Annotated in this window: 14 protein-coding genes and 1 tRNA gene; 5 read left to right on the plus strand and 10 right to left on the minus strand. The window is 38.6% G+C overall.

The window, feature by feature from the left end; all coding sequences use genetic code 11:
* Positions 1 to 786: 786 nt before the first annotated feature.
* Positions 787 to 1,260: a tetratricopeptide repeat protein gene (locus IQ274_RS27285; protein WP_163931066.1), complete on the minus strand. Its 474-nt coding sequence runs from the start codon at positions 1,258 to 1,260 to the stop codon at positions 787 to 789.
* A 3-nt stretch (positions 1,261 to 1,263) separates the two neighbouring features.
* Positions 1,264 to 2,232 (minus strand): homogentisate phytyltransferase, encoded by a 969-nt coding sequence (locus IQ274_RS27290; RefSeq protein ID WP_163931064.1) that lies wholly within the window; start codon positions 2,230 to 2,232, stop codon positions 1,264 to 1,266.
* 431 nt (positions 2,233 to 2,663) lie between these two features.
* Here IQ274_RS27290 and IQ274_RS27295 point away from each other — a divergent pair, with 431 nt between their 5' ends.
* On the plus strand, positions 2,664 to 3,284 hold the full coding sequence (locus tag IQ274_RS27295; protein WP_163931062.1) for a hypothetical protein: 621 nt from the start codon (positions 2,664 to 2,666) through the stop codon (positions 3,282 to 3,284).
* Positions 3,285 to 3,314: 30 nt separating this feature from the next.
* On the opposite strand, the gene cobA is transcribed toward IQ274_RS27295, so the two are convergent.
* The 3 genes from cobA to IQ274_RS27310 all read right to left on the minus strand — a co-directional run bounded on the left by cobA (position 3,315) and on the right by IQ274_RS27310 (position 5,387).
* Positions 3,315 to 4,094, minus strand: a complete 780-nt coding sequence (gene cobA, locus IQ274_RS27300; RefSeq protein ID WP_163931060.1) for a uroporphyrinogen-III C-methyltransferase — start codon at positions 4,092 to 4,094, stop codon at positions 3,315 to 3,317.
* On the minus strand, positions 4,091 to 4,852 hold the full coding sequence (locus IQ274_RS27305; RefSeq protein ID WP_163931058.1) for a sirohydrochlorin chelatase: 762 nt from the start codon (positions 4,850 to 4,852) through the stop codon (positions 4,091 to 4,093). Before IQ274_RS27305 ends, cobA begins: the two co-directional genes overlap by 4 nt.
* A 151-nt stretch (positions 4,853 to 5,003) precedes the next feature.
* Positions 5,004 to 5,387 carry a DUF4359 domain-containing protein gene (locus IQ274_RS27310; RefSeq protein WP_174711474.1) on the minus strand — a complete coding sequence of 128 codons (384 nt, stop codon included), beginning with the start codon at positions 5,385 to 5,387 and terminating at the stop codon, positions 5,004 to 5,006.
* A 124-nt stretch (positions 5,388 to 5,511) separates the two neighbouring features.
* On the opposite strand from IQ274_RS27310, the gene IQ274_RS27315 reads away from it, so the two are divergent.
* Both IQ274_RS27315 and IQ274_RS27320 read left to right on the plus strand, forming a co-directional pair.
* A tRNA-His gene (locus tag IQ274_RS27315) sits at positions 5,512 to 5,584 on the plus strand.
* A 1,193-nt stretch (positions 5,585 to 6,777) separates the two neighbouring features.
* Entirely contained in the window at positions 6,778 to 9,198 is a 2,421-nt protein-coding gene (locus tag IQ274_RS27320; RefSeq protein ID WP_163926841.1) for a sucrose synthase, read from the plus strand.
* A 45-nt stretch (positions 9,199 to 9,243) separates the two neighbouring features.
* Here IQ274_RS27320 and IQ274_RS27325 read toward each other — a convergent pair whose 3' ends face one another.
* Positions 9,244 to 9,798 (minus strand): peptidoglycan-binding domain-containing protein, encoded by a 555-nt coding sequence (locus IQ274_RS27325; RefSeq protein WP_163926835.1) that lies wholly within the window; start codon positions 9,796 to 9,798, stop codon positions 9,244 to 9,246.
* An 877-nt stretch (positions 9,799 to 10,675) separates the two neighbouring features.
* Positions 10,676 to 11,392 (minus strand): ROK family protein, encoded by a 717-nt coding sequence (locus IQ274_RS27330; RefSeq protein WP_114085806.1) that lies wholly within the window; start codon positions 11,390 to 11,392, stop codon positions 10,676 to 10,678.
* A gap of 516 nt (positions 11,393 to 11,908) precedes the next feature.
* On the opposite strand from IQ274_RS27330, the gene IQ274_RS27335 reads away from it, so the two are divergent.
* Positions 11,909 to 12,412, plus strand: a complete 504-nt coding sequence (locus tag IQ274_RS27335; protein WP_163926834.1) for a 2TM domain-containing protein — start codon at positions 11,909 to 11,911, stop codon at positions 12,410 to 12,412.
* A gap of 657 nt (positions 12,413 to 13,069) precedes the next feature.
* Here the strand turns inward: IQ274_RS27335 and IQ274_RS27340 are convergent.
* From IQ274_RS27340 to IQ274_RS27350, 3 genes are all read right to left on the minus strand, one after another.
* A complete protein-coding gene (locus tag IQ274_RS27340; RefSeq protein WP_163926833.1) occupies positions 13,070 to 14,125 on the minus strand; it encodes a 3-deoxy-7-phosphoheptulonate synthase in 1,056 nt (351 codons plus the stop codon).
* Positions 14,126 to 14,325: 200 nt separating this feature from the next.
* On the minus strand, positions 14,326 to 15,984 hold the full coding sequence (locus IQ274_RS27345) for an alpha-amylase family glycosyl hydrolase (RefSeq protein WP_163926832.1): 1,659 nt from the start codon (positions 15,982 to 15,984) through the stop codon (positions 14,326 to 14,328).
* A 325-nt stretch (positions 15,985 to 16,309) separates the two neighbouring features.
* Positions 16,310 to 16,687, minus strand: a complete 378-nt coding sequence (locus IQ274_RS27350) for a DUF1823 family protein (protein ID WP_194144049.1) — start codon at positions 16,685 to 16,687, stop codon at positions 16,310 to 16,312.
* Between the two features lie 215 nt (positions 16,688 to 16,902).
* Here IQ274_RS27350 and IQ274_RS27355 point away from each other — a divergent pair, with 215 nt between their 5' ends.
* Positions 16,903 to 17,205, plus strand: coding sequence for an acylphosphatase (locus tag IQ274_RS27355; RefSeq protein ID WP_163926830.1), 303 nt, complete (start codon positions 16,903 to 16,905; stop codon positions 17,203 to 17,205).
* Positions 17,206 to 17,282: the final 77 nt, after the last annotated feature.

The following is a 17,282-nucleotide window of genomic DNA, read 5'->3' on the forward strand; positions in this document are numbered from 1 at the left end:
CTCGGCATTTTTTTGTGACTTTTTTGCCACTTCTCAATCAATCGTAGCGATCGCCTTTTTGTATGCTCAGTTAAGCAAATTCATACATAGCAAGCTTTTTGCGCTTTTCTATCCGTCGAACTCACGTTAAAATAGGGTAGCTGGAATCGAATAATAAGCTAGTGCAATGAACGCGTCAGATAATATATGTAACCAAACTAAATTCGTTTGCCATAGATAGCAATGTCCATGTGGAATAAATGATCCTGATGTAAAAAAAATAGTCCACAATTCTGATATAAAGTCTGACATAAATATTGGATTATTTTGAATCTATAAAATCTACTACTAAATGCCTTTAATTAGCCCAAGTTTTTTGCACGTTTGAAATTTACTTTTATCTTGTCTGAAGATAGGAATAAGAGAATGAGTAAATGAACCGCATAGACGCGGAGCGGCTACTCTAAGAGTTCTCCGAAGGAGTACCCACAGGGTAGAACATAAAGAGCGCAAATATAAGAGAGTTGTAAAGGGTTTTTGCATCAATACTGTGAACTTTTGAAAGATTGGTATTTTCCCTCAGATTGTGATAGGACTTACCCAAAACTATACGCTGTCGAGGCAATTTATGTAGATGTCATTCTAAGTGCTATGAAGGGAACGATCAAACTTACGAAAATTGCGGACATAATTACAAAAAACACTGGTAATTCCAAAATAAAACCATTCTCACCATAATAATGATGGGAATGGTAAAAAATTAGGAGACGCAACAGGAAAATTTAATTTCTGCAATTCTCACTCAACTTAAGATTGACTTGACTTAATACTCATTTTATCTAACACTTGAGTGATTTTGTTAGCTTTTTCGGGTTGGCGTTGTTTTTGCAATAAATCTTTAGCTTGTAGCAGGTTAGTTTTAGCTTCTTCTTCTTGCTCTTGCTGCATAAAAATATTCGCCAGACGCAAGTAAGCATCGGGATTTTTTGGACTGCGGCGAATAACTTCCCGGAATAATTCTGTTGCTTCCTCTACTTGGCCTTGCTGGTTTAAAACATCTCCCAAAAACAAGCGCACTACATCATTAGTAGAGTTGAGGGAAATCACTTTGCGAAATGCTGCTTCTGCACCTTGGTAATCTTTTGCTTGAGCAAGATTGATTCCTTTTTGAAACAAGTCTGAAGTAATCAAAGTTTTCCAAGCGAAATACCCTAGGATCGACAAACTCAAAATAACTGCGATCGCAGCGATAATAGAACTGGTAGGAAAGGTTTCTAGCATTGTCTAAGCCAAAAAGCAGGCGATAGGAAAAATCAGATATTCTATAAAAAAGAGTTTCCAGATAAATTGGTAGAATTGAGCGATCGCACTTTTATCTTGTAAGTCTACCGCCAAACTCCGCCACCACATCCAAACTAACAGCCCGCAATGGGCAATTACCATAAAGATGGGGTTAATTGAGGCCACGTGTAGCACCCCAACCAGAATTATCCCTAGATAACAGACAGTTATCACCCAAAGAGCTAGATTAAACACAGCTTGGGGCCCGAGTTTAATCGTGAAAGTAGTAATATTGTAGAGGCGATCACCTTCTATATCAGGGATATCTTTAAAGATTGCGATCGCCAAGGTAAACACCAAAATAAACAATGTCAGCACCCACACCACAGGCGGAATTGTTTGGCTTTGTTTGAGTGCCCAACTATAGTGCAAATACAATCCTAAATTAACAATCGTGCCGCGTACCGAAAAAATACACAGCGCCGCCCAAAAGGGAAACTGTTTTAAACGAATTGGTGGTAAAGAGTAAGCAGTACCAATGGCCAAACTAATTGTCACCATACCAAATAAGAATGGCCCAGTTAGCCACGCCACAACTAGCGCCAAAATCCCAGTAGACGCGACAATTAATTGCCCCGTCTGTTGAGAAAACTCACCTGATGCCAACGGTAAATGAGGTTTATTAATCTTGTCAATATCAACATCTTCTAATTGATTCAACCCTACGATGTAAACATTGCCACATAGACAAGCAATCCATGCGCCGAAGGCAGGGCTTAGGGAGGCGGGAGTAGTGAATAAAGAACCAGTATTATTACTAATAGCAATAGCAATTAAATACAAACTCAACACACTCAGACTTGTACCAATAATCGTGTGAGGGCGAGAGAATTTCCAGAAAGCGTATAACCAATGGAAATATGATTGAACAGGTTTGCGTGGCAAAGGGCTGTTTTGAGAACTCTGGCTCATGAGTACCTTAGATTCAGATTCCGGCTTATTGTTAACTCTGACTTTTCACAAAATTTGGAAAACCTTACTTTCATTCCTCTCTCCTCATTTTGAGAGACTTTGAATTTTCCCCATTCTCTACAAAAGTTGGGGCGTTAGGTTCCGCATTAACTTTTCCATATTGCATGAATTGTCAGATTGTTAACCATTGTCACAGAATTTGGTCATTAACAAGAGCTTTCCTAGGGGAGGTAGCGGTAGGCACATCTGGCCGTAACCCTACTCAAAAACCAGTTACACCTAGGGGACTAATAATTAACCTACCCTATGGAAGACTCTCAATCGCGAAAAATCTAACAACCGATTATAAAAATACCCCTTCTCGATTCTGTACTCTCTACTCTTCATAAGGTTACAATTTATCAAAAAAGCAAAGAAATAGTTAAATTATTATGACAGCTAATTTGACACCTGTAGCCAAATTTGACTTTGTTACCGTGCTATCACAGGCTGCGGTTGCATATCGACAACAGAAAAATATACGCCCTAATACTGAAATATTAATAAATGCGTTGCTACAAGCAGAAAAATCTGCCAAGCAGGAACGCTTAACTTATCCCTTTGAGTCTCTTCTAGGTAAATGGCAACTTTGTTTTGCCACTGGCACTAAGAAAGCCAGAGAACATGGAGGAATTGTATTAGGCAAGGGTTTGTATGTACCCAAGTTTATAAAAATCCATGTTTCCTTTAATGCCACTTTAGAACAGGATTCAGATAGAGGCGAAATTTGTAATCAGGTTGAATTGGGGCAACTTTTATTGAAGCTCACGGGGCCAGTGCAATATACAGGTAAGAAAAATTTATTGGCGTTTGATTTTAACCAGATGCTTATCAGTCTGCTTGGTCGTGTTGTTTATAACAGACCAATTCGTTCTGGTAAAGTTCAAACAGAAGATTTCTATAACCAGCCCATAGCTCAATTACCCTTCTTTGCCTTCTTTTTAGTGACGGAAGATTTCATTGCAGCTCGTGGCCGTGGAGGAGGATTGGCATTTTGGATTCGAGAAACTTAAAAACACTTCATTTCACGTTTGCGCCAGCCATCAAATTGGACGACAACTAGACAAAATGCTGTGCATATTTACTACTTGTCCAATGACTGCGATCGCAGGCGCACCAAATCCAGTTTGCTCTACCTGTTCTACAATTGTCTTTAAGGTTCCAATCAATTCTTCTTGTTCTGGGCGCGTACCCCAGCGCACTAAAGCAATGGGCGTTTCTACATCCAACCCAGCTGCACTTAACTGTTCCACAATATAAGGCAGATTGTGAATTCCCATATAAATTACAATGGTTTCGGAACCGTGTGCGATCGCATCCCAATTCACTTTCGGTTTATACTTACCCGCCGCTTCATGACCAGTTACAAATGTCACTGATGAGCTATACAGCCGATGAGTCAATGGAATACCTGCATAAGCTGCGGCTGCAATACCCGATGTGATACCGGGCACAACTTCAGTTGATATCCCAGCGTTGACTAATTCTTCCATCTCTTCGCCACCGCGACCAAAGATAAACGGATCGCCACCCTTTAACCGCACTACAATTGCATGATCCTGCGCTTTATCAATCAGCAATTGAGTTGTTTCTTCCTGGAACAGCGAATGTTTCCCCCTACGCTTACCAGCATTAATTTGTTCGGCTTGGGGATTAATCATTGCCAGAATTGCCGGACTCACTAAGGCATCATAGATAACTACATCTGCACATTCCAACAAACCTTTCGCCTTCAGGGTTATTAATCCTGGATCTCCTGGCCCCGCACCCACTAAATAAACCTTTCCCAAATACTTGTTCTCCTGTTTTTCTGTGCGGTTCATCTATCCGTTAAATCCCAAATAAGCTCGGCTAATTCTGCACTTGCTCCCAGTGGCTGCGCCAACTGGAAATTCACCGCAGAAAATTGTAATTTTAGCTCCTCTATGGAGGCCGCGATCGCATCAGTTATTCCACCTGCGAATAAAAAGTATGGCAAAATTGCAATTTCCCTATAACCATCGGCTACCAACTCTTTCACCCGTGATTCTAAACTAGGAGGCCCAGCCCAATAAGCAGCAACTGCTGACAAACTCGCCGCCATTGCTTCCACAGTTTCTTTGGAACCTGGGCGACGGCTACCATGAGCTAACAGAATCCATGCTTCTGCTTTTATACTAGATATTTGCTTGGCCAGTAATTTCTCTAAATTGGGGTGAGAGCCTAAATGTGGCTGCAACTCAATCATGATATCTTGACCAATAGCCTGTTGTGCTAGTGCTACTTCGGCGGGAATATCTGTCATCACATGTATTCCCGGCAACAGAAATAGCGGTACAATTTTGAGGTGATTCTCGTTTTGAGATAGTTGGTGTAGCCCAACCCCGGCATCGCCAAAAGCGCTCTTGGCAAATTTTTGAATCTGCTCATGTAAAGGCTGAGGACTCATTTCTAAAGCTGCTATGCCAACCAGATGTTCACTACTTGATGGGTTGTAGTTGTTTGGTAATTTGTTGCATACCAGCTTTGCTAATTGCTGCATAGCAACTTCTGGGCGCGGATCGCGACTTCCGTGAGATACTAGCAAGTAGGCAGATGACATCGGCAAAGCTTGAACTCTCAGTGACTAATGTTCATATTTTACTTAATATTAAGCTGGTGGTAATAATTACTCTGGTGATTATTGAAACTATTATAAATTACTAAATATAAGTATTCTAAATCACTTTTATATTCTTCCACTTCTGATTGCGCTATTGTTCTTCGGCAGTGTAAGTATAAAACTGATCAAAAGCTCCCACCGTTTCAAATTTGTAAGAAGGTATCCAAGAATTTATTTTTAAATCTGTACGGTAAATGCTAAAAATCATATAATTTTGTCTTTCTGTAGTCCTGGCAATAATTCCTTGGATTTGTGGGTTAGCTGAGTCAACCAATTTATCACAATTAAAATGGATTAAATTTTCTATAATATTCGTAGTTTTTTTGCATACATCGGTTTTTAAGTATTCTGTCAACCGTTGCACTGCATATTCTTCATATTCAACCTGACTGGGATTAGTCTTTGCCATTGTCACACCCAAGGCGGCGAGTCCTGCTGCTGCTCCAGTATATGCAATGATGGTTAGGGGTTTCATGTTTGCCAAGTAAAATACATTGTAATCGTTAGATTTCAGAGACTCTAAATCAGCTGAGTCCGTTCCTTGAACACAAACTCTTGATCGTTTGCCAAATTATTGCTATAATTCAAATTGTTGAATGGCGAGCGTAGCCAAGTGGTTAAGGCAGTGGTTTGTGGTACCACCATTCGCGGGTTCGAGTCCCGTCGTTCGCCCTATATAATTTCATAACTATCCATAAGTTCTTATAAGAGATGGGTTGCGGTTGTGAGAATTCATAACCATTACTTTAGCAAGTAACTGTCACCTACAAGTTAATGAACTTGGAAGGGTCGCAAATCTGCCATAGTTTATAAGAATATCTTATAAATGTTTTGATGTATATAAGCAAATCTACTTGCTAAAAGAAAATTAAGTGTGCAATGTTCACTTCTCTTCTACAAGAGGTTGCTTCTTTGCAGAAGTACATATCTAAGCAACGTCGATAGTGCAGAAAGTTTGATAATCCTTTTTCGTCAATCTCGGATAAATTAACTATTTATATTAATAAGATTCCTGACTTTTTAGAAAAATCAGGAATCTAAGCCTCAGAAGTTTTTGAACGCACATTTAGCCGTTAGAAAATTCCTAGAAGGATGATAAAAGTCAGTCCACAAAAGGCCAGCAAGGAGATAATCAAAATGTTGCCTATACTGTGGTCAGAAGCTATTAACTTAGGTGTATTAGTAGCCATATAAACAGACCCTACTTAAACAACTTTTGCTTAAACTATAACTAATGCAAATAATGATTAGTCTATATTTAAACAAAAATTGATTTAAATTTATTATAGTTTATGTTAAAAAGAAATTATTAATTTTTGTTTCATATATTTAGATATAGATAATAGCAATAGAATTATCTATATCTAAATTCTCAGAATATTAGCAACGAGCAAAATTGCATAATATATCATCTACACTACTAAAAAAATGAATATTAGCATCCTAGGGAAACTAAAAAAAGCATTGATTTACAAGTGTTACAGAAGTTTTTATCTAAATCTTGATATATCAATCTGATAATCATCAGATATACGCGAATAAATTATATAGTAAAGATTAAATTATTAATTTTAAGGCACAAGAAATTGCGCCTAATTTAGCATGAAGTTTTTTCATAACATCTGTCAAAAGAAATAAAAATTGTATTCCTTTAGTGAGAGCCAAAAATACTGAGTCATAGATACTTTAAGTAAAGTAGAACCTGATTTAAGTACCTATTGATAATTTAATACTTGTAGGTACACAGATAAATCATTTTTATCTGGATTATTTCGCGTTTATATCTGGTCTAACCAAAGGCAGAGGCTTATTTGGTCTCGTCTTGAAAATCAACAATGCAAACATCGTTATCTAGTGGAGTTGCCATGTCTGAATTGCTTCAAGCAGTCTTAGATAGTGAAGAAAGAAGTGATTTGCGTTCCTTTCTTAGTGAATTACGCCAACAAGAAAAGAAGTACTTGCTGCGGAACGACATACTCAATGTATATAGTGAGTATTGCTCAAAGTCCCAGAAACCAGAGGCTTATTACACTACCTCTGAGTTAGGCAAACTGATTTACTATACTCAGGAAATTATTCAAGAAGATTCCAACTTCTGTTTCATCATCCGTTCAAAGATTGCTAGCCAAGAAGTTTATTGGTTGACATCAGACTTGAGCATTGAGCCGATGACCGTACAGGATTTGCTGGATTTGCGCGATCGCTTGGTGAACAAATTTCATCCCAACGACGGCGACTTGCTAGAATTGGACTTTGGCCCATTTTACGACTATACCCCAATCATCCGCGACCCCAAAAATATTGGTAAAGGGGTACAATTTCTCAACCGCTATCTATCTAGCAAAATATTTCAAGACTCCAAGCAATTGCTGGACAGCCTATTAAATTTCTTGCGTCTGCACCATTACAACGGTGTCCAACTGCTAGTCAACGATCGCATTCAATCGCAGCAGCAACTTTCCGAGCAAGTTAAGAAAGCTATCGGCTTTGTTAATAATCGCCCCGAAGATGAACCCTACGAACAATTCCGGTTCCAATTGCAGTCAATGGGTTTTGAGCCGGGTTGGGGTAACACCGCAGCACGTGTGCGGGAAACTTTAAATATTCTCGATGAATTGATTGATTCTGCCGACCCCCAGACCCTAGAAGCCTTCATTTCTCGTATCCCGATGATTTTTAGAATCGTCTTGGTGTCGGCTCACGGCTGGTTTGGGCAAGAGGGAGTATTGGGTCGTCCCGATACTGGCGGTCAGGTTGTTTACGTCCTTGACCAGGCTAAGAGCCTAGAGAAGCAGCTACAAGAAGATGTGTTGCTAGCTGGTTTAGAGAAATTGAATGTCGAGCCAAAGGTAATTATTCTTACCCGCTTGATTCCCAATAGTGATGGCACTCTTTGTAATCAACGGCTAGAAAAAGTCCACGGTACCGAAAATGCCTGGATTTTGCGAGTGCCTTTACGGGATTTTAATCCTAACATGACTCAAAACTGGATTTCCCGGTTTGAGTTTTGGCCTTATCTAGAAACTTTCGCCATTGACTCAGAAAGAGAACTACGGGCAGAATTTCAAGGCACACCTGACTTAATAGTTGGCAACTATACTGATGGGAATTTAGTAGCATTCTTACTGGCGCGACGGCTGAAAGTTACTCAATGCAATGTTGCCCATGCTTTGGAAAAATCTAAATACTTGTTCAGTAACCTCTACTGGCAAGAATTAGAGGATAAATATCATTTTTCATTGCAATTCACAGCTGACTTGATTGCGATGAATGCTGCCAATTTTGTGATCAGTAGCACCTACCAAGAAATTGTGGGAACACCGGATAGTGTGGGACAGTACGAGTCTTATAAGTGCTTCACGATGCCGGAGTTGTATCATGTAACCAATGGCATTGAATTATTTAGTCCCAAATTTAATGTTGTACCGCCTGGAGTAAACGAAAATAATTACTTCCCCTACACACGGAGTAAAGATAGAGTCGAGAGCGATCGCCAACGTCTTGCAGAAACACTCTTTACTCTGGAAGACCCCACGCAAATATTTGGCAAACTCGACGATCCTAACAAGCGCCCTCTCTTCTCAATGGCGCGTCTTGACCACATCAAAAACCTCACAGGTTTAGCTGAATGTTATGGTCAAAGTAAAGAATTACAAGAGCATTGCAATTTAATTTTGGTGGCGGGTAAATTGCGCGTCGAAGAATCAGGCGACAACGAAGAACGTGACGAAATTATCAAACTCTACCAAATCATTGAGGAGTACAATCTCCACGGGAAGATTCGTTGGCTGGGTGTGCGCCTAACTAAAACCGATTCTGGTGAAATTTACCGAGTTATTGCCGATCATCAGGGAATTTTTGTACAACCAGCTTTATTTGAAGCTTTTGGTTTGACAATTTTAGAGTCGATGGTTTCAGGATTACCAACTTTTGCGACACAGTTTGGTGGGCCACTAGAGATTATTCAAGATAAAGTTAATGGCTTTTTGATTAACCCAACAAATTTAGATGAGACAGCCACAAAAATTGTGGACTTCATTACTAAATGCGAACAGAATCCTAACTATTGGAATGAAATTTCGCAGCGAGGAATTGATCGAGTCTACAGCACCTATACTTGGAAAATTCACACTACCAAGCTGTTATCATTAGCACGGATTTATGGCTTCTGGAACTTTACCTCGAAGGAGAATCGGGAAGATTTGTTACGTTATCTTGAGGCTTTGTTCTATTTAATTTATAAGCCAAGAGCGCAACAACTATTAGAGCAGCATAAGTATCGGTAATTTGCCATTTGTCATTAGTCATTTGTTATGGTCAAGGACAAATGACTAAGTTGTCAAAGCCCGCCAAGTTCGCTGACCAACTATTCCATCCGTTCCTAAATTCTGCTGGTTTTGAAAGGCTTTGACAGCAGTTTCTGTCAGTGCGCCATAAATCCCATCCACTCTTACGGCATAACCGTTAGCCACTAATAGCCGTTGTAAGACTCTGACAGCAAGACCAGAGCTACCGAAATAAAGAGTCGGCATCGGTTGGCTACTAAACCTCTGGAAACGTCCTGTAGCCTTGATGCGGACTTGGCCTACAGACTGAGAATGCTTTTTAGACTTACCTAAGTTAGAAGAAGCTAGGAACTGATTATTTTTGCTGATTTTCTGAAGTATATGTCCTTTCTCTAGTGCGATCGCTGAGGGAGAAGCCTGGGAAATCTCATCTGTCTGTATAAATTCAGGTGGTGTGACTTGAGCAGTTATCTCCGACTCATTCTGTTTTGACTGCTTTTCGTCATTTTCCATCTGAACTAATTGCTGTCGTGGCAAATTGGTTCCAAATGCTTGTCTTATGGTTAATACGCCCGTCATCATCAGGCCAATTTCAGTCATTGTAGTTCATTTTACTTTAACCAATATTTCTTTTAACTAACAACATTGCTGCTGTTCAGGATAATACATACTGACTAAATAAAAAAGTCATGTACTAATTTTTCAGATAATATTATCATGCTCATATTTGCTCACCTCCGATTTCATCTAATGAGACTAATATTATTATTTTTGTGCCTTTTTTATCTTCAATCAAGCCACGAACTTCTAAGATATGCTATTTAAATCAACGGTTTAGACAATAACATACTATATGATTCTCTGGGAATGCCATCAAAGAAATTTTTCTCGTTACCTTTGGCTCATGCTTGATATGCTGATGCTACTTTTAGCATATTTATACTACCAGCAAAAATCCTGTGAATTCTCTGAGTCTGTTTTTTAAGCATTTATCAATGCAAGATTTGACAATAATGATAAACTCTTGATTTTAAACAATTTGTCCTCCTTTAGAGGGGGTTATCAACTTTTTATCATTCACTTTTATATCGCAGGATACATGCTGGTCGTCACACCATTATCTAGTTTTGTCAACTTTAATCTGGAAATATTCAGCTATGTTTCCTAAATATTTGCTTTGTAATTGAATTTATATGGCTCCTTCGCCCTATTCTCAGAAAACACATACTTCGACCTCAAGAAGATGAAACCGCACAACGTTGTTGTACGGTCTTGAATTTAAACTAGAGTTGAGATTACTGCATGACAAAGTTACATGGTAGCAATGTAAATAATGTGTATACAATTCTCTGCTTAACGTGTGTTAATTTTTATAACATTTTTAAATGTTAAGAAAGGATGCACCTTATGAGCGCGTAGGTATAGCTCGCCCTTAGACATTGCTTAGTACGCTTAGTTGTGGATGTTGAAAAACTTTTTACCTTTTTTCATCTCGCCACAAAGCAATACCACCTAATAAACCAGTAATATTAGGGATGAGTTTTACATTTAAAGGTAGCTGAAAATTCACTCTTACAGCTTCACCACCGCCAATGTAAAGGTAATCATAATTGAACAGATGTTGTAAGGATGCGATCGCCTTTTCTAAACGCCTATTCCATCTTTTATCACCAATTTTTTCTAACTCTGCACGCCCTAACTGCTGCTCAAAGGTCTCTCCTTTGCGAAATGGATGATGTCCCATTTCCATATTTGGTACTAACTTCCCGTCTACAAATAAAGCTGAACCAAACCCTGTACCGAGAGTAATCACCAGTTCTACACCTTTACCTGCGATCGCACCAAACCCCTGCATGTCTGCATCATTAATCACCCGTACAGGCTTGTTTAAGTGTTTTAATAATGCTGTTTCCAAATCAAATCCAATCCAATCTGGATGTAAGTTTACTGCCGTTTCCGTGACTCCACATCGAACCACGCCAGGAAAACCCACCGAAACACGATGAAATTCACCTTGAGCAGCAGCTAACACAACAATTGCATTAATTACAACATCTGGTGTAGCAGGTTGAGGTGTATCTAAACGCGCTCTTTCTGTTACAGGACTTCCCGTAATATCTAAAACCATAGCCTTAACGCCACTACCACCAATATCAACCGATAGGGTACGAATCGATCCATTTTCTTCAACCATTGAGTTACATCCTTGTTAATGCTTGTTCTTTCGATATTATGCTCTGGTGCATCCGATCGGATTCGGATATTTGGAGAGTCTTTATATTGAGAGGAAAGTGGAAGAGATGAGTTCTCTACTCAACTTAGCGCCAGCAAGGTTTGAGCAACTTATGTCTTAAGATTAAAGAATCGTTCGTGGCTACCCTGCTCCTCACAAAGACGCTCCAGCCTGGAGAGTGCCAACCCTATCGACAACCACAGTTTACTAGTAGTTCGCTTTCGTAACTTGGCGGGGTAAAGGGTAAGGGGGAAAGGTTTTAAATCCCTTACCCTTTCCCCTTTCCCTAGACCTCACAAGCGCATTTTTGGGTTGGCAGACTACTAGTCCTGAGTCCTGAGTAGTATATCAACACATTAGACGCACGACAACATCCATATTTGCTAATGTAGAGATAATGGAAATAGTACTGGCATAGCTGCTTAAAATCTATCGTGCAGCAAATTTCTATTAAAAGTAATAATAAGAGAAAGAATTATGACGGCGTTTGAACCCCAAAGCATCCGCTCTTATAGCCAAGAAGATGTCCAACAAATTCTACACTTAGCGATCGCTCGTCAAGCTAATGACAAAAATACAGAATTTTCTTATGAGCAGATATTAGAAATTGCTGCTGAGTTAGAAATTTCACCTGATTCTTTAAAATTAGCCGAGCGCGACTGGTTAGTACAACAAGGTCAAGTCCAACAGCGAAAAGCTTTTGACGCTTACCGGATTAGAAGATTTCAGAAGCGTCTAGGGAATTATGCAATTTTTAATGGCTTTTTTATACTGTTAAATTTACTAACTGGTGGCGGAATTTCTTGGTCGCTGTACATTTTGCTATTCTGCGGATTACCTGTAGGGCTGGATATATGGAATACTTTTCAAATCAAAGGCGAAGAGTATGAAATAGCATTCCAGAAGTGGAGCCGTAATCATCAGATTAAGAAAACCATCAGCACAGTTTTGAATAAGTGGTTTAAGGTATTACAGGCTTAGTAGATTTGCTTGGCTAAGGTAACTCTCTGTAGACATCGGTAACTCAAAGAAAAACCCCGCAGGAGAAACGGGGTAATATTTACCGCTACCTACATTTGTTGTGTAACATCACTTAAATAAAATTTAAAGAAACACAGCAATTATTAGGATTAAAATTGATATTACATGATTGGCTAAAAGTATTGTTTCTATCTTTATACTGAGATGAGAGTCTATCAATAGTCTGAAAGATGATTTTATCTACAAGTACTTTTCAGATAATAGTAGGTGAAGCAGTTAACAATATTTTGGAGTTGTAAAAGATTAGATAAGCCAGATTATACCTAAATACGGTTTAGTTAAGGGTAAAAACTAAAAGTGGTGTAGCTTGGGTTTCGCTATTCCTCAACGCAATCTACTATTTTTCTTAACTGAACCGTATTGGGTTATATCTGGCTGGAAAACCGAGATTTATTCTTACAGCAAATAATAATAGACTGATATCACAATACCAATAGATATGAAACAGCATCTATAGGAAAAACGAGGAAAGCAAAAAAGTTATTGTGTTCATAGCCGTTTCTGATAGACACTAAATAACGTGTAAAGTTTTACACGTTATTACTACAAGCGTTGGTGATTAAGATTCAAACCCTGTGAAAATCCCAATTATGGTATTTACTTAAGTTTTTCGTAAGCAGCCAAAATAATTTTTTCGGTTTCTTCCCAACTAATACATTTATCAGTTACAGAAACTCCATATTTTAATTCTTCTTTACCAGTAATTGGTTGACTACCTTCATACAAATGTGATTCCAGCATCATGCCAACTATTGATGTATTACCATCTACTATTTGCTGAATAATATTTTCTAAAACAGCACCTTGTAATTTGTAATTTTTATTAGTATTTCCGTGGCTACAGTCGATAACAATTCTTGGTGGTAAATTCGCCTGTTTTAATTTATCTTCTACTAATTTGACATTTGCTGCATCAAAGTTGGGTTGACTACCACCTCTTAAAATTACGTGACCATAGCCATTCCCTTTAGTTTGAAAGACGCTGACTTGTCCGTTTTGATTAATTCCCAGAAAATTATGCGGGTTTCTAGCTGATTGTAGGGCATTCAAAGCTACTTGAATATTGCCATCAGTACCGTTTTTAAAACCCACAGGCATCGAAAGTCCACTTGCCATTTCACGGTGAGTTTGTGATTCGGTCGTGCGTGCCCCAATAGCAGACCATGTAATCAGTTCACTAATGTATTGAGGTATGATCGGATCTAGTGCTTCTGTACCCGCAGGTAATCCCAATTCTGTAATTTTTAATAATAGATCGCGTGCAATTAATAAACCATTCTCTACATGGAAAGAATCATCCATATCTGGATCGTTAATTAATCCTTTCCAACCGACGGTTGTTCTTGGCTTTTCAAAGTATACACGCATTATTAGTAGCAGCTTATCCTGAACTGTCTCAGACAAGGCTTTCAACCTTTCAGAATATTCGAGCGCTGCTTTTGGGTCGTGGATTGAGCATGGGCCAACTACTATAAACTTTCTCCGATCCTGAAAATCCAGGATATCTTCTATTTCCTGCCTGTATGCTAAAACTCTTTGTTCAGCTAATTGTGTTAAAGGTAATTTTGATTTTATTTCATTGGGAGTTAATAAAATGCGATCGTTCTCAATGTTAGCGTTGTCGATATTAGTATTAAATAATTTGTTGTGCATGGGGATGCTTTGGCAATTTTATATACGCACTTCAACTCAAAAGTGTAACACAAACCAATGAAATTTTAAAATAGCTTATTTTGTGCTTGACAAATTTCTAATTACACTGTATTCCGGAAATGTAATAACTTAAAAAGGGGAGAATATTTCCCCCCTTTCTTTTTGCTATTGGATTACTGACTCAGTATTAGTGTATATAATTACTGCCATACAAACACTTTGGCTTCGTATGGCCCTAAGTCAGTTAGTATACCATCATCACCAGATTCGACATCATAATTGCCTGTCCATTCGTGCCATGTACCAGCACTAGGAAAATTAGGAACATGATAGCCAGCTAGGAAGTTTTCTGAGAAATTTGCGATTACGACTACACGAGAACCTTCATCATTCCAACGAGTATAAGCTAATACTTTTGCCTCTGGATTTTCGTGGATAAAGTCAATATTTTCTGTGTAGAGGGCGTGATTACTTTTACGCAGGTTGGTTAAGCCTTTGTATGATTCAAATAAACTACGATTGAGATCGTTACCTAACAGAGTCCAATCAATTTTTGATGATTCAGGTTGTTTGGGTTTGTACTCACCAAATTCCTCTCCCATCCAAATCAAAGGTACGCCAACAGCAGTCATTAGGATGGCAACTCCTAATTTAGCCCGTCTAAAGGCTTCTTCGTCAAAAATCTCACGGTTCCCCAATTCAACCATAATGTGGTTATGGTCATGGTTGGTGAGGTAATTTACTACATTCGTAGCACCCAAGAAGCCTTGGCGTTTGCAGTCAATGACATCTTTGAGACGCTCTAAATCAAATGTATCACCGCAGATATGTTCTAGAATGCAGTGATAGAAACTATCATGCCAGCAACCATCCATTGGCCCGTCTACATTGGTAATGCTGGTAGTTTCAGGAATGTGTTCAGCAACGTTGTAAAAAGGCTTTGCACCAGCAGTTTTTTTAGCTTCCTGAACAATCCAGTGCATGAAGTCGTAATTAGCAATTTGCCGTGCTGCATCATAACGAATACCATCAAGATGATATTCCTGAATCCAGAAACGAATTGTTTCACCAATAAATTTCCGCGCTGGATGAATCTCTAATTTTTCATCATAATGTTCGTAATTAAACTCAGGCCCCCAGTTATTATCAGGGTCACGGGGTTCATGATGATACCAATAATCGTGGTCAATTTGTGTTAGGGGAGCAGATGCTTCTGAGTGGTTATAAATACCGTCAATAATCACACGAATTCCTCTACCATGACACTCATCAATCAATTTTTTTAACTCAGCAGTAGAACCATAGCTTGATTCTGTTGCAAAAAAGTGGCGAGGATTATAACCCCAACTATAATCACCAGGATATTCTTTAAGTGGCATCAACTCAATAGCATTGACTCCTAGTTCACACAAATAATCTAACTTTTCAATGACATGTTTGTATTTACCTCGTGCATAAGGATCATCCTCGCCACCAGAAAAGTCACCAACGTGTAATTCATAAATTACTAATTCTTTGTCAGCAGGTAAAGGTTTATCATCATGTTGCCAGACATAAGTATCAGTAATTCTTTCACCATCTTTTACATGGATAACACTATCATCTTTTCCACTCAGTTCATCTATATCAGTTGCATAAGGGTCTGTAACATCAACCCATTGTTCTGGTTCAAAAAACCATGAATTTGACTGGATGCGAAATTTATATTTATAAACGCCGTCTTCTAGTTCAACACTTGTACGAAAATAGCCATCATCTCCTTTTTCCATTGGTATTTCTTGCCAATCAGAAAAAGAACCAATTAATGCGGCTCCTTTGTTGTATGGTGCAAATAAATTAAATTCAATTGGCTTTGCCATAGAAGTGTTTGTAATATCAAGGGTTGATAGACGTATTCTCTGATGCTTAATTGAATTTACAAATCGGTCTAGAGAAATAATTATTTAACCAGCGCTTCTCTCTTGAGGATGAGTTTATAAATATTTTATAAAAATTACTATTTTTTGGCGATTTTTGACTGTTTATCGCATTTATTTTTAACCTAAAAAACTACTAAAGTTTAAATACTATTAATCAAGCTACAAAATTTATATAAATAAGCTAATGACTTTTTATGATTTTTTTTTAAATAGCAGATATTTAGTAAAAAAAATATGTTTTTGTCTAAATATCTGCTGTATCAGATTATTCAATTTTGCCGTTAGTTTGTTGTAAATAACTTAAAAACCAATTAGCCGCCGTTGCTCTGCGAGTTTGCCGTGGCCCAAATTCACCAATTTTGTACCCTTTGAAACCCAGCTTTTCTTTTAGCATTTGTTTGTTTTCAGCAGGGATGGAACGAGTTAACTTCACTGTTGCAGGGCGAGATTCTATGAAATTTGGTGGTTGTGGGTAATCCTCTTGCCATTCTGGTGCAACTTGGCTAGTGTCCCATTGTGCAGTTGAAGAATCATAGCGATAGCCTAAATAATGCCATAGCAACTGGTTGATTGTGGCATCATCAAGTTTATCGTCAAGAATTGCCCAAATTGTTGCTGTATTGAGTGGTGGCAGGTTAGACATAAGCAATTCAAAATTCCAGGTTGAAAAACGGACTACTACTTAATTAAATTCACAACAATTAGCAGAGTAGTGAAAAATACTTTATCATTACTCTGCTACACTCCCAAAGATAGGGATAATTGCGATCGCACCTTCAAGGTATGACGCTTAGAGTTAAAAACAGATTGTGTATACACAAACTAGGTAAACTGGAATCGTAAAGATTAGACCAGTTTATGCAGAATTCTACAGCACTGCCAAAGATCATTCGCGCCCATGTATTCATCTCTGGCCGAGTCCAAGGAGTGGGTTATCGCTATTCCACTGTCGATACAGCTAGCCAGTTGGGATTAACCGGTTGGGTGCGAAATCTCCCTGATAATCGAGTAGAGGCAGTCTTTGAAGGGGCGCGAGAGGTTGTAGATGATATGGTTCGCTGGTGTCACTCTGGGCCACCTGCTGCTGTGGTTAAAGATGTTGTAGTTGAGTATGAAGTACCGGAAGGGTTGCGGGGATTTGAAGTTAAGCGGGTTGATTAGAGAGTTAGAACATCTTCTATTGTGTCTCCTGGTCTTGGCTCAACTCATATATAATCTGCTCCATAGAGGATATAGAA

Source organism: Nostoc sp. LEGE 12447 (genome assembly GCF_015206985.1).
Classification (GTDB): domain Bacteria; phylum Cyanobacteriota; class Cyanobacteriia; order Cyanobacteriales; family Nostocaceae; genus Nostoc.